This window comes from Aeromicrobium sp. MLTX1 (genome assembly GCF_046452335.1).
In the GTDB taxonomy this organism is placed as follows: domain Bacteria; phylum Actinomycetota; class Actinomycetes; order Propionibacteriales; family Nocardioidaceae; genus Aeromicrobium.
In genome coordinates this window covers 968780-981764 of record NZ_JBKFDN010000001.1, presented here as the reverse complement: position 1 = coordinate 981764, position 12985 = coordinate 968780, and the positions used below count along the sequence as shown (strand labels likewise).

Sequence of the window (12985 nt, the reverse complement as noted above, 5' to 3'; positions counted from 1 at the left end):
GCTCAGCCGTGCCGCAGGGTGCGTCGCGAGATCAGCGCCGCGGCCAGCGCGACGAAGATCGCGGCACCGGCCGTGAACTGGACGCCGAGGTCGAACGCCGACGCCGCCGACGCGTGGATCCAGCCCTCGACCGGCGCACCGAACTGCTCGGCGAACTGCAGGGTGCTGCCGAGGGTCTCGAACGCGTTCTCCTGCTCGCCGAACTTCGCGACGGCGGGCACCGTGAGGTGCGAGCGGAAGGTCGCCGTCAGCACACTGCCGAGGACGGCCGTGCCCAGCACGGCGCCGATCTCGTAGGCGGTCTCGGAGATCGCCGAGGCGGCGCCGGCCTTCTGCGGCGGGACGCTCGACAGGATGAGGTCGTTCGTGATCGTCTCGGCCAGGCCGATGCCGATCCCGAGCACCGTGAACGCCACGGCGACCGACAGCACCGTGGGGTGACCCGTGAACGCGGCGATCGCGTAGCCGCTCGACGAGAGCACGAAGCTCAGCGGCACGAGCGTGCGCACCGGCACCCGCTCGACGAGGCGCACGGCGGCGAAGCCGGCCACCATCGTCGCGACCGAGCCCGGCACCAGGACGAGCGCGGACTCCAACGGCGACAGGCCGAGCACGAGCTGCAGCAGCTGCGCGCCGAAGTACAGGAAGCCCGCGAGCGCCATGAGGCTCAGCGCGTTCGCCGCGAGGGCGCCGCTGAAGACCGGGTTCCTGAACAGTGAGAGGTCGAGCATCGGGTTCGCACTGCGCTGCTGACGGCGGACGAACAGCCAGCCCGAGGACAGGCCGAGGGCGAGCGCCGCGAGCGTGACGTCGTCGAGACCCGCGCTGGCGCCGTGCTTGATCGCGTAGACCAGCGGCACCATCGCCAGGAGCGACAGCAGCACCGAGATCGGGTCGAACGGGCCCGGCTGCGGGTCGCGCGACTCGGGGATCACGGCGAGCGCCAGCGGCACGAACACGATGATCAGCGGGACGTTCAGCAGGAAGACCGAGCCCCACCAGAAGTGCTCGAGGAGGTAGCCGCCGACGACGGGACCGAGGACGGCGCCGCCGGAGAACATCGCGGCCCAGGCGGCGATCGCGGTACGGCGGTCGCGGGCGTCCTCGAAGATGTTGCGGATCAGCGACAGCGTCGACGGCATGAGCGTCGCACCGAAGAAGCCGAGCAGCGCGCGTCCGGCGATCAGCATCTCGGGGGTCGTGCTGAACGCGGCGATCGCCGAGGCCACGCCAAAGCCGACCGCGCCGACGACGAGCAGGCGACGCCGGCCCACACGGTCGCCGAGGCTGCCCATCGCGATGAGCAGGCCGGCCAGCATGAGCGCGTAGACGTCGACGATCCACATGAGCTGGTTGCCGCTGGGGCGCAGCTCACGGCTGATCTCCGGCAGCGCGAACGAGAGCACCGTGTTGTCGACCGACACGAGCAGCACGGGCAGCATCAGCACCGCCAACGCGAACCACTCGCGTCGGCCGGCACGGTGCGTCGCAGGCGTGTAGGTCGTCATGACCTCGACTGTACCGTCCAGACGGTACAGTTCCAAAATGACTCTGATCACAGTGCTTTCCGGTGATCGGGGTCACGCGATCGTCGCGTTTCGCCCTCGCCGGCTCCGCCTTCACTAGGCTGGGCCGCATGGCCGAGGAACGCAGCACCCGTGACCGCGTCCTCGACGCCTTCGAGCGACTGCTGGTCGGCGCGGGCAGCCGCGCGGCCACGCTCGACGCCGTCGCCGCCGAGGCCGGCGTCTCCAAGGGCGGCCTGCTGTACCACTTCCACAGCCGCGAGGCCCTCGTCGACGGCATGGTCGAGCGGCTGCGCGACCAGGCGGCCCGCGACGTCGAGCAGATGCGCGCCGCACCGCAGGGTCCGGTCGCGTTCTACCTCGAGACCTCGGTGGACACCGGCAGCGACTTCGACCGCGCGCTCATCGCGGCCTCCCGGATCGCCCAGGAGCACGACCACGGCGCCCGCACCGCCCTCGCCGACATCCGCGACGCCTGGTTCGGCGTGCTGAACGACCACCTCGCCGACGAGGCCCTCGCCCGCACGATCCAGCTGATCGGCGACGGGCTCTACTTCGACGACACCACCGGCCTGGGCAGCCCCGACGCCCTCGGCCACGTCCGCGAGGTCCTCGGTCGCCTCGGCCAGTGACTGAACGAGGTTTCCTGTCACTTCCCGTGGTTCGCAAACCTCGTGAAGTGACAGTTTCCCCGGTTAACCGGGGAAACTGTCCCTACGCGTCGCGCCAGACGGGCTCGAGGGTCTCGAAGGGCAGCCGGTCGAGGACGGCGAGGTCGCTGGCGGCGACCTCGTAGGAGACCTCGGCCGCTCCGTAGGCGACGTCGACGACGTCGGTGTCGCGACGCAGCCGACTCTCCATCGCGCCGACCTCGGTGATCGGCACGGTCACGCGCGCCCGCTGCCACAGGACACGCTCGCGGGTGCCGGCCACCTCGAGAGCGGCCGCCGTCGCGTCGGCGTAGGCGCGCGCGAGGCCCCCGGTGCCGAGCAGGGTGCCGCCGAACCACCGCGTGACGACCGCGACAACGTCGCTCACCTCACGCCCGGCGAGGACCTCGAGCATCGGCCGTCCGGCGGTCCCGGAGGGCTCGCCGTCGTCGTTGCTGCGCCGCAGCGCACCGTTGGGGCCGATCACGAACGCCGTGCAGTGGTGCCGGGCGTCGTGGTGCGTCGAGCGGACCTCGGCGATCAGCGCCCGCGCCGACACCTCGTCCTCGACCCGGCCGACCCGCGCCAGGAACCGCGACCGCAGCACGACGACCTCGGCCTCGGCGGAGCCACCGACGGGCCGGTCGATCGTGCGGTACGACACCTCAGCGCTTGCGCAGTTCCAGGAAGATCGAGGGACCGAAGTCGCTGGCCGCGAGCGGCTTCTGCAGCACGCGCTCGACCGCGACGAGGGCCTTCGTGGGCACGAGGCGCTTGAGCTTCTGGCTGCGCAGGTTCGAGACCGAGAGCTTGCGCTCCAGCACGAGGCCCGCCGCGGCCAGCTGGCTCACCACGGTGTCGATGTTGTGGTTCACGAAGGCGATCGCGTCGGGCTGGTCGGCCGCGACGGTGCGGATGCTGACCGGCTCCTTCGGCAGCGCCTTGCCGGCCTTCTTGAAGGCGCGACGGTTCTTGAAGTGCCCGTAGTTCGCGACCTCGATGATCGCGGTGCCGCCCGGCGCGAGGACGCGCGCGATCTCCGCGAACTCCTCGGTGGGCTCGGGGATGTGGTGCATGACGCGCACCATCGTGATGAGGTCGAGCTCGCCGTCCTCGAACTGCAGGGCGTCGGCCTGCTGGCGCGCCTTGATGACGTCGGTGCCCTCGAGAAACTTCTCGGCGGCGTCGAGCTGGGTCTGGCTGGGCTCGGCGAGCGTCACGCGATCGGCGTACTCGCGCAGCAGCAGGGCGAGACGACCGAAGCCACCGCCGACGTCGGCGGCCTTGGCGAACCGGCGGCCCTGGAGAAGACGGCGGATCGCGACCTGCTCGGCGGCGTTCTCGTAGTCGCGGTTGTTCCAGTACTGGGTGTAGTCGTACCCCCGGTCGTACTGGTCGGCGACCTTCTTGCTGGGCTTGTTGTCCTCGCTCACCGGGCAAATCCTAGCAATCCGGACCCCACGCCCCGAATCGCGCGGACGGCTCAGCGACCGAAGGTGCGCGGACCGAACTCGGGGTCGGACTTCTCCATGCCGGCCTTGCGGGCGATGGCCGTGTTGGGCGCCTTGAACATGGCCTTCTGCAGCTTGCGCTCGAGGGCGAACGCGCGGCGCGGGGTCGCGCGGCGCGTGTCGTTCAGCAGCCTCTTGGAGGCCGCGACGGAGTCGGGCGAGCGCGTCAGCAGCTGGTCGATCAGCTCGAGCGCGGGCTTGGTCGGGTCGTCGGCCACGCCCGAGGCGATGCCGTACTCGACGGCCTGCTCGCCGGAGAAGACCTCACCGGTCATCACGAGGCGCTTGGCTAGGTCGGCGTTGACCAGCTCGGCCAGGGCGACCGTGCCGCTCATGTCGGGGACCAGGCCCCACTTGGCCTCGAGGATCGACCACTGGCAGTCGGGCGTGGTGAAGCGGAAGTCGGCCGCGAGCGCCAGCTGGATGCCGCCGCCGAAGACGTGGCCGCGGGTGACGGCGATGACCGGCACCGAGAGCTCGCGCCAGGCCCACAGCGGCTGCTGGAACTTGTTCGTGCCCTTGAGCGGGTTGGGCAGGAAGTACTTGGCGACGCGCTTCTTGTCGGTCATGACCTGACCGAAGTCCAGGCCCGCGCAGAAGGACGGGCCGCGGCCCTCGAGCAGCACGGCGCGCACGTTCGGGTCGGCCTCGATGCGGTCGGCCGCCTCGAGGAGTCCGTCCAGCACGCCGAAGGTGATGCCGTTCAGCTTGTCGGGGCGGTTGAGCCAGACGCGGGCGATGGGCCCCTCGATCTCGGTGATGACGTGCTGTTCGCTCATGGGGATCAGGGTAGGGCGTCGCCGAGCGCGCGCCGCAACTGCTGCACCGTCTCGGTCAGCGAGTGCGACGTGGCGACGCCGTGCGGCCAGCCCGTGCCGCCGAGGAAGAGGTGCGTGCGCTTGCCCAGGGCGGCGAATCGCTCCAGCTCCTCCTCGCCGGGGACGATGACCGACGACCACAGGAAGACGGCCTCGGGCTCGCTGCTCTCGACGAACTGCTCCAGCGACTCCATGGGCAGCCGCGCGCCGAGCTCGGTCCAGGCGTGACCGTGACGGGCGAGGGCCGCGCCGAGCGCGACGACGGGGAGCTTGTGCTGCTCGTCCTCGACGCTGGCCAGCACGACGCGCGCCGGGCCCTTCGTCGGGTACTGGTGCGCCGCCGCGCGCAGGGCGCTGAGGATGCACGCGGTGACGAGGTGCTCGGCCGCGACGCCGATCCGGCCGTCCTCCCAGTGCAGGCCGACCTCGATCATCGCGGGCGCGATGGCCGCGTCCCAGGCCTCCTCGATGCCGAAGCGGTCGATGGCCTTCTCGGCGGCCTCCTGGACGCGCGCGGCGTCGAGCTCCTTGGCGCCCTCGATGATGTCGAAGACCGCCTGCTCGTGCGCCGAGGCCCGCAGGCCGGCCGGCCCGGCGCCGACGATCGCGGCGAGCTCGTGGGGCGAGAGGCGCTTGACCCGTTCGGCCGCGTCGTGCGCGGGAACGCCCGATTCGATGAAGCGTGCCATCGTGGCGACACGGTCCGCGTCGACGATCGTGTAGCGGCGGTGACCGCCGGCGGTGCGGAACGTGGGACCCACGCCGTAACGGCGCTCCCACGTGCGAAGGGTGGGGGCGGCGATGCCCAACATCTCCGAGAGAGTCCCCACGGTCCAGCGGCGGTGCATGGGGAAATCATAAAACCTATTCAAGTCGCTTGCCTAGTGAATAGGTTGAGTAGTACGGTCGGACTACTCACCGAGTTGTGCACACCAGCTCGTGTCAGTCCGCACCCTTGGGGAAGGGGCAGGTTTCATGGTCAACATCAAGCGACTTCCGTCACCCATCATCGAGTCCTACGAATGGCAGTGGGAGGGCGCCTGCATGGGCGTCGACTCCTCCGTCTTCTTCTCGCCCGAAGCAGAGCGCGGGATGAAGCGTCACCGTCGTGAGGAGAACGCCAAGGCCGTCTGCGCCACGTGCCCGGTCATCGACCGGTGCCGTGAGCACGCGCTCGCGGTCCAGGAGCCGTACGGCGTCTGGGGCGGCCTCACCGAGTCCGAGCGAGCCGAGATCCTCGCCGGTCGTCAGGTGGCCGTCGGCTGATGCCCGCGTCCAAGCCCGCGAAGTCCAGCACGTCGGCGAAGATCCTGTACCAGCCGGTCGGGCTCATCTCGTCGATCATCGCCGGACTCATCGCATCGGCCGTGTTCAAGCAGGTCTGGAAGCGGGCCAGCCCGAACAGCGAGGGCGATCCGCCCAACCCGACGCAGTCGGAGTTCCCACTCAAGGAGATCCTGCTCGCCGCCGTCATCCAGGGCGCGATCTTCTCCGGCGTCCGCGCGATCGTCCAGCGACAGGGCGCCCGCGCGTTCGCCAAGGCGACGGGCGAGTGGCCCGGCGACTGAGCGCACGACTCCGCGAAGACCGGCCCCTCCTCCTGCCGGTCTGCGCACACCGATGATGGCCGCGGGACTCCACCCCGCGGCCATCGTCGTGTCCGGGGCACGAGCGAAGTGGCCGGTTGCGCGGGCCGTGGAATAGTTGAACATGTGACTACTACGTACGCCGCCATCACCGCCCCGTCCGCCCTCGAGCTGCGGGAGCGGGGCCGGCCGGACGAGATCGACCCCGGCATGGTGGAGGTCGACGTGACGCTGTGCGGCATCTGCGCGACCGACACCCACAACTACACGTCGGGCGGCCAGATCCCGCCCGCGACGTTCGGTCACGAGTGGACCGGCACGGTGCGACGTGTCGGCGCGGGCGTGTCGACGGTGGAGCCCGGAACCCGGGTGGTCGCCTCGGTCGGACCTGCGTGCGGCACCTGTGCGCAGTGCACGGCGGGCCACCCCCAGCACTGCGACACCGCGTTCGCCGAGGCGAACGGCGTCACGCCCGACTCCCCCGACCACGGCGGCTTCGCCACCTCGCTCGTCGTCTCGGAGCGTCGGGTCATGCCGGTGCTCGACGGTCTCAGCGACGTCGAGGCCGCCCTCGTCGAGCCGACGGCCGTGACCTTCCACGCGGTCAAGCGCGCGCGGCAGACCCTCGGCGCGATCGTCGTCGTCCAGGGCGCGGGACCCATCGGCCTCCTCGCCGCGCAGCACGCGCGCCACGCCGGCGCCGGACGGATCTTCGTCGTCGAGCCGAACGCGGATCGTCGCGCCGCCGCGACCGCGCTCGGGTTCACCGACGTGCACGCGCCCGGCGAGGAGTTCACCCAAGTGCTGCTCGACGCGACGGACGGCCTCGGCGCCGACGTCCTCTACGAGTGCTCCGGCGTCGCCGCGCTCCTCAAGCCGTCCGGCGAGCTCGTCCGTCGTGGCGGCACCCTGGCGCTCCTCGGCTTCCCGATGACCGACTCGACCGTCAGCTACGGCGACTGGCAGGTGCGCGAGCTCACGATAATCGGCTCGCTCGCCTACAACCACGAGGACTTCCTCGGAGCCATGCGCGCGATCGCCGACGGCTCGGTCGACGTCGCCTCCCTGCACACCGGCACCATCGGCCTGGCCGACCTGCCGCAGCTCATGGACGAGCTCGACTCGGGCCAGTCCCGACACGCGAAGGTGCTCGTCGACCCGACCGCCTGAGTCGGTCGGGCGGGCACGAGAAAGGGCCGGATCCCGTGGGATCCGGCCCTTCTGCTGTGCGCGAGGGGGGATTTGAACCCCCACGCCCTTGCGGACACTGGCACCTGAAGCCAGCGCGTCTACCATTCCGCCACTCGCGCGTTGATCCGGTGAACCGGACCGACGTCAGAGTCTAACAGGCAGCGTCGGGGACGCGAACTCGGCGGGTCCCCCTCCCGCGATCGCGCCGGTGTGCGGCGGGTCGCAGCCGCGGAGGACGCCGTTCTGGCCCCGTGTCGATACGATCGACAGGACCGACCGTCGTCGATGTGGCATGCCCGAGGAGGTGAGCACCTGTGGCCGGAGTCCTGCAGCGCTTCGAGAAGCGCCTCGAGGGTGCCGTCACCGGGGCGTTCGCGCGCGCCTTCCGCAGCGCGGTGCAGCCCGTCGAGATCGCGGCGGCCCTCCAGCGCGAGGTCGACCAGAACGCGTCGGTCCTCAGCCGCGAGCGCACGCTCGTGCCCAACGACTTCACCGTGGAGCTCTCGCCGGCCGACCACGACCGTCTGGCCCCCTACGGAGCCACGCTGGCCACCGAGCTCGCCACGCTGCTCAAGGAGCACCTCGCCGAGCAGCACTACACCGCCGCCGGCCCGCTGCACATCGAGTTCGCCCTCGACGAGGCCCTGCACACCGGTCGCTTCACGATCGTCAGCGCCTCGAACGCGTCCGTCACGCCGGTGCGCGGCGAGCCGATCACCGACACCGCCGTCCGCCGCGCCAAGGTCGTGCTCGACATCGGCGGCCTGCGCCACCCCGTGAACCCGCCCGGCATCACGATCGGCCGCGGCTCCTCGGTGGACCTCAAGATCGACGACCCGGGCATCAGCCGCAACCACGCCGAGATCTCGTTCCTGGGCACGGGCGTGGAGATCCGCGACCTCGGCTCCACCAACGGCGTCATCGTCGACGGCCGCCGGGTCGACGCCGCATTCCTGCGCAACGGCTCCTCGATCCGTCTCGGCAACACCACGATCTCCGTGCAGATCAGCGAGGAGGTCGTGTGAGTGAGCTGACCCTCACCCTGATCAAGCTCGGCTTCCTGGCCGTGCTGTGGCTGTTCGTGCTCTCGGCCGTCTCGGTCATCCGCACCGACATCTTCGGCACGAAGGTCCAGACCGCGAAGACGCCCAAGGGCCAGAAGCCCCAGAAGCAGCCGAAGCCCGAGAAGGCCCGCCGCAACCGCAAGATGCGCGGCGCGCCGAGCATGCTGCAGGTCGTCGACGGTCCCAACGCCGGGCAGAGCGTCCCGTTGGGCACCGATCCGATCCTGCTCGGCCGCGGCACCGACGCCGCGATCCGCCTCGACGACGACTACGTGTCCACCCGTCACGCCCGCTTCGCCACGAACGGCGAGCAGTGGTTCGTCGAGGACCTCGGCTCCACGAACGGCACCTACATCGGCAGCCAGCGCGTCACCTCGCCGGTGCCGGTCGCACTGGGCACGTCCGTGCGACTGGGCAAGACGATCGTGGAGTTGCGCAAGTAGATGGCGCCGCTGACCTATCGCTACGTGGCGCTGACCGACGTCGGTCTGCGACGTTCGAACAACCAGGACTCGGGCTACGCCAGCCCGCGCCTGCTGGTCATCGCCGACGGCATGGGCGGCGCCGCCGCCGGCGACCTGGCCTCCTCCGCCACGCTCGCCGAGATCCGCGAGCTCGACCGCGACCTCGACCCCGAGGACGACGGCGACGCGCTCGAGGCCCTGCGCACCGCCGTGGCCACGGCCAACCACCGCCTGGCCCAGCTGATCGCCGACGATCCTGCGGTCGAGGGCATGGGCACCACGCTCGAGGCGATGCTGTGGGACGGCGAGAAGCTGGCCGTCGCCCACATCGGCGACTCGCGCGCCTACCGCCTGCGCCAGGGCCGTCTCAGCCAGCTGAGCATCGACCACACCTTCGTGCAGAGTCTCGTCGACGAGGGGCGCATCACGCCCGAGGAGGCGCGCGTCCACCCGCACCGCTCGCTGCTGCTCAAGGCGATCCTGGGCCGCGACGACTTCGAGCCCGACTTCACGTGGCTCCAGCCCGCCCCCGGCGACCGCTACCTGCTGTGCAGCGACGGCCTCACCGACATGGTCGACGACGAGACGATCGAGCGGACGATGAAGCTCGAGACGATCGACGCGGCCGCCACCGAGCTCGTCCGGCTGGCGCTCGAGGGCGGCGGCTACGACAACGTGACCGTGGTCCTGGCCGAGTTCGTCGACGGCGACGAGCCGGTCGACGAGAGCCTCGTCTGCGCCGACGGCCAGCCCCAGATCGTGGGCGCGGCCACCACCCAGCCCCGCCCGCGCACCGGCTCGGTCCGGGCGGCCACCGCGCCGACCACGCTCCCGGCCGGGGCCGACGACGCCGTCGAGCCCGACCCCGAGGAGCTCCGCTACGCGCCGCGTGCCGCGCCCCGCCGCCGCGGCCTCACGTGGCTGCTCGCGATCCTCGTCGTCCTGGGCCTCGTCGGCGGTGCCGGCGCGTACGCCTACGACTGGTCGCAGCGCCAGTACTTCGTCGCGCCGTCCGGCGACCAGGTCGCGATCTACCGCGGCGTCGACGTCGACATCCCCGGCCTGACGCTCAAGACGGTCGACGAGGTCACCCGCATCCAGATCGACACGCTGCCGCCCTACCAGCGCGACCGCGTCGCCGCCGGCATCGCCGCCGCCGACCACGCCGAGGCCAAGCGGATCGTCACCAACCTCAGCATCCAGGTCACCGAGCCGACCCCCACGCCGACGCCGACGCCCACCGCGACGGCCTCGCCGCGTCGCACCCCGGCCACGTCCGCGCCGACGGAGGCGCCATGAGTGCCCCGGGCGCCACCCCCGCCTGGATCCCCCGCAAGCGCCGCACCGCCGAGCTCGGACTGCTGCTGCTGGCGATCGCGATCGGCATCGGGTCCTACGCCGCCGTCGGCCTGGGCATCGACGGCACCGTCCCCGCGGGCATCTACACGGTCGGAGCGGTCTACGCCGTCGTCGCGCTCGGCGCCCACCTGGCCGTGCGCCGCTTCGCCGGCTACGCCGACCCCGTGCTGCTGCCCGTCGTGGTGGCGCTCAACGGCATCGGCCTGACGATGATCTACCGGATCGACCTCGGCCTCGAGGCCAACGGATCGGGCTTCGGCCCGTTCGCGCAGGGCCAGCTGCGCTGGACGATCCTGGGCGTCCTCATGTTCGTCGCGGTGCTCGCGCTCATCCGCGACCACCGCCGCCTCCAGCAGTACACCTACACCTTCGGCCTCGGCGCGATCGTGCTGCTGGTCCTGCCGATCCTGCCCGTCATCGGCAACGCGAAGCGTGGCGCGCAGATCTGGATCCAGCTCGGACCCTTCAGCTTCCAGCCCGCCGAGGCCGCCAAGATCGCGCTGGCGATCTTCTTCGCCGGCTACCTCGTGGCCAAGCGCGACGCACTCGCCCTGGCCGGCCGCCGGGTGCTGGGCGTCGACCTGCCGCGCGGGCGCGACCTCGGCCCGATCCTGCTGGGCTGGCTCGTCAGCGTCGGCATCCTCGTCTTCCAGCGCGACCTCGGCTCGTCGCTGCTGTTCTTCGGCCTCTTCGTCGTGATGCTCTACGTCGCCACCGAGCGGCCGGGCTGGCTCGTCGTCGGCGGCGTGCTGTTCGCGGCGGGCGCGTGGTTCGGGTACGCGGCCTTCGGGCACGTGCGCGACCGCTTCGACGCCTGGCTCGACCCGTGGGCCGACCCGGACAAGAACTACCAGATCATCACGGCGCTCTACGGGCTCGCGCACGGCGGGCTGCTGGGTCGCGGCTGGGGGCAGGGCAGCCCCGAGATGACGCCCTTCGGCTTCTCCGACTTCATCCTGTCCTCGATCGGCGAGGAGCTCGGCCTCACCGGCCTCATGGCGGTGCTCGTGGCCTACGGCCTCATCGTCGAGCGGGGCCTGCGCATCGCGCTGACCTGCCGTGACGCGTTCGGCAAGCTGCTCGCGGTGGGCCTGTCGGTCTCGTTCGCGCTGCAGGTGTTCGTCGTCGCCGGCGGCGTCATGCGCCTCATCCCGCTGACCGGCCTCACGGCGCCGTTCCTGGCCGCCGGCGGCTCCTCGATCATCATGAACTGGATCATCGTGGCGCTGCTGCTGCGCATCAGCGACCAGACCCGTCGTCCCGCCCCCGAGGTCTCCACGATCAGCGGGGACGACCAGACGCAGGTGGTGAAGCTCTCGTGAACAAGCCCGTGCGCGCCATGGCCATCGTGTGCCTCCTGATGTTCCTGGCCCTGCTGCTCAACGCCAACGTGGTGCAGTTCGTCCAGGCCGACGACCTGAACGCCAAGGAGGGCAACCGCCGCGTCATCGACGAGCAGTTCAGCCGCGAGCGCGGCGCGATCATCGTCGACGGCGAGCCCATCGCGCAGTCCGTGCCCGTGAAGGACAAGTGGCAGTTCCAGCGCAAGTACACCGACCCGAAGCTGTACGCGCCGGTCACCGGCTACTTCTCCTACATCTACGGCCGCGAGGGCATCGAGCAGTCGTACAACGACATCCTGTCCGGCAGCGACGACCGCCTGTTCGTCAACCGGGTCATCGACGTCATCTCCAACGACCAGCCGCAGGGCGGCAGCGTCGAGCTCACCCTCGACCCGGCCGCCCAGAAGGCCGCGTTCGACGGCCTGGCCGATCTCGGCGAGAAGACGCGTGGCGCCGTCGTGGCGCTCAACCCGCAGAACGGCGACATCCTCGCGATGGTCAGCCAGCCCACGTACAACCCCAACGCGCTCGCCAGCCACGACCTCGACAAGGTCACCACGGCGATGCGGCGCCTGGAGAACGACGAGAACCAACCGCTCATCAACCGCGGCACGCAGACCACGCTGCCCCCGGGCTCGACCTTCAAGGCCGTCACGGCGGCCGCCGGCATCGAGGACCTCGGGCTGAAGTCCGACGACGACGTCCGCGGCGGCGCCACCCTCGGCTTCCCCGGCATCGACTACAAGCTCACCAACCAGGGCGGCAGCGACTGCGGCGGCAACCCGATCACGTTCGAGCGCGCGCTCGAGGTCTCGTGCAACGTCTCGTTCGGCTGGATGGCCGGCAAGGTCGGCCAGGACAAGCTCGCCGAGCAGGCCACGAAGTTCGGCTTCGGCTCGCGCCCGCTGGACGACCTCGCCTCGGCCGCCAGCCGCTTCACCGCCGACCCCGACGTCGAGCTCGAGGCGCCGCAGCTGGCCCAGTCAGGCATCGGCCAGTACGAGGTCGCCGCCACGCCGCTGCAGATGGCCATGGTCGCCGGCACGGTCGCCAACGACGGCGTGCTGATGAAGCCGCGCGTCGTGCGCACCGTGCGCGCGCCCAACCTCTCGATCCTCGAGCAGCCCGAGCCGCAGGAGCTGGAGCGGGCCATGTCCGCCGGCGACGCCCGCGAGCTGAACGACATGATGGTCGCGGTCGTCGACGACGGCACCGGCTCGCCCGCGGCCATCCCCGGCGTGAAGGTCGGCGGCAAGACCGGCACCGCCGAGTCGGCGCCCGACCGCCCGCCCTACGCCTGGTTCATCAGCTTCGCCCCGGCGGACGACCCACAGGTCGCCGTGGCGGTGCTGGTCGAGTCCGCACAGAACACCAGCGACATCGGCGGAGGCCGCCTCGGCGGCCCGATCGCCCGCTCCGTGATGGAGGCGGTGCTGCGATGACCACCATCCACCCTTTGGGAGACTGGACACC

General features: G+C 71.0%; 14 protein-coding genes and 1 tRNA gene. 9 read left to right on the top strand and 6 right to left on the bottom strand.

Going from position 1 to position 12985, the window contains the following annotated elements:
- Positions 1 to 2 precede the first annotated feature (2 nt).
- Positions 3 to 1508 carry an MFS transporter gene (locus tag ACK99Q_RS04545; protein WP_410185040.1) on the bottom strand — a complete coding sequence of 502 codons (1506 nt, stop codon included), beginning with the start codon at positions 1506 to 1508 and terminating at the stop codon, positions 3 to 5.
- 128 nt (positions 1509 to 1636) lie between these two features.
- On the opposite strand from ACK99Q_RS04545, the gene ACK99Q_RS04540 reads away from it, so the two are divergent.
- Positions 1637 to 2158 (top strand): TetR/AcrR family transcriptional regulator, encoded by a 522-nt coding sequence (locus tag ACK99Q_RS04540; RefSeq protein ID WP_410185039.1) that lies wholly within the window; start codon positions 1637 to 1639, stop codon positions 2156 to 2158.
- An 82-nt stretch (positions 2159 to 2240) separates the two neighbouring features.
- On the opposite strand, the gene ACK99Q_RS04535 is transcribed toward ACK99Q_RS04540, so the two are convergent.
- Genes ACK99Q_RS04535 through ACK99Q_RS04520 form a run of 4 tightly spaced genes read right to left on the bottom strand, consistent with a single transcriptional unit; the run spans position 2241 to position 5353 of the window.
- Entirely contained in the window at positions 2241 to 2840 is a 600-nt protein-coding gene (locus ACK99Q_RS04535; RefSeq protein ID WP_410185038.1) for an IMPACT family protein, read from the bottom strand.
- Position 2841: 1 nt separating this feature from the next.
- A complete protein-coding gene (locus ACK99Q_RS04530; protein WP_410185037.1) occupies positions 2842 to 3609 on the bottom strand; it encodes a class I SAM-dependent methyltransferase in 768 nt (255 codons plus the stop codon).
- Between the two features lie 50 nt (positions 3610 to 3659).
- Positions 3660 to 4466: a crotonase/enoyl-CoA hydratase family protein gene (locus ACK99Q_RS04525; protein WP_410185036.1), complete on the bottom strand. Its 807-nt coding sequence runs from the start codon at positions 4464 to 4466 to the stop codon at positions 3660 to 3662.
- Between the two features lie 5 nt (positions 4467 to 4471).
- The gene (locus tag ACK99Q_RS04520) at positions 4472 to 5353 is read right to left on the bottom strand and encodes a MerR family transcriptional regulator (protein WP_410185035.1); all 882 of its coding nucleotides are present in this window, start codon (positions 5351 to 5353) and stop codon (positions 4472 to 4474) included.
- A gap of 127 nt (positions 5354 to 5480) precedes the next feature.
- Here ACK99Q_RS04520 and ACK99Q_RS04515 point away from each other — a divergent pair, with 127 nt between their 5' ends.
- From ACK99Q_RS04515 to ACK99Q_RS04505, 3 genes are all read left to right on the top strand, one after another.
- Positions 5481 to 5771: a WhiB family transcriptional regulator gene (locus ACK99Q_RS04515; RefSeq protein ID WP_410185034.1), complete on the top strand. Its 291-nt coding sequence runs from the start codon at positions 5481 to 5483 to the stop codon at positions 5769 to 5771.
- Positions 5771 to 6073 (top strand): DUF4235 domain-containing protein, encoded by a 303-nt coding sequence (locus tag ACK99Q_RS04510; RefSeq protein WP_410185033.1) that lies wholly within the window; start codon positions 5771 to 5773, stop codon positions 6071 to 6073. The genes ACK99Q_RS04515 and ACK99Q_RS04510 overlap by 1 nt, the downstream gene beginning before the upstream one ends.
- Before the next feature lie 144 nt (positions 6074 to 6217).
- A complete protein-coding gene (locus tag ACK99Q_RS04505; RefSeq protein WP_410185032.1) occupies positions 6218 to 7261 on the top strand; it encodes a zinc-dependent alcohol dehydrogenase in 1044 nt (347 codons plus the stop codon).
- Between the two features lie 57 nt (positions 7262 to 7318).
- Here ACK99Q_RS04505 and ACK99Q_RS04500 read toward each other — a convergent pair.
- Positions 7319 to 7401, bottom strand: a tRNA-Leu gene (locus tag ACK99Q_RS04500).
- Between the two features lie 195 nt (positions 7402 to 7596).
- On the opposite strand from ACK99Q_RS04500, the gene ACK99Q_RS04495 reads away from it, so the two are divergent.
- Genes ACK99Q_RS04495 through ACK99Q_RS04475 form a run of 5 tightly spaced genes read left to right on the top strand, consistent with a single transcriptional unit; the run spans position 7597 to position 12954 of the window.
- Entirely contained in the window at positions 7597 to 8307 is a 711-nt protein-coding gene (locus ACK99Q_RS04495; protein WP_179427456.1) for an FhaA domain-containing protein, read from the top strand.
- Positions 8304 to 8789, top strand: a complete 486-nt coding sequence (locus ACK99Q_RS04490; protein ID WP_410185031.1) for an FHA domain-containing protein — start codon at positions 8304 to 8306, stop codon at positions 8787 to 8789. Before ACK99Q_RS04495 ends, ACK99Q_RS04490 begins: the two co-directional genes overlap by 4 nt.
- Positions 8790 to 10109 (top strand): protein phosphatase 2C domain-containing protein, encoded by a 1320-nt coding sequence (locus tag ACK99Q_RS04485; protein WP_410185030.1) that lies wholly within the window; start codon positions 8790 to 8792, stop codon positions 10107 to 10109.
- Positions 10106 to 11491, top strand: coding sequence for an FtsW/RodA/SpoVE family cell cycle protein (locus ACK99Q_RS04480; RefSeq protein WP_410185029.1), 1386 nt, complete (start codon positions 10106 to 10108; stop codon positions 11489 to 11491). Before ACK99Q_RS04485 ends, ACK99Q_RS04480 begins: the two co-directional genes overlap by 4 nt.
- On the top strand, positions 11488 to 12954 hold the full coding sequence (locus ACK99Q_RS04475; protein WP_410185028.1) for a peptidoglycan D,D-transpeptidase FtsI family protein: 1467 nt from the start codon (positions 11488 to 11490) through the stop codon (positions 12952 to 12954). Before ACK99Q_RS04480 ends, ACK99Q_RS04475 begins: the two co-directional genes overlap by 4 nt.
- Positions 12955 to 12985 lie beyond the last annotated feature (31 nt).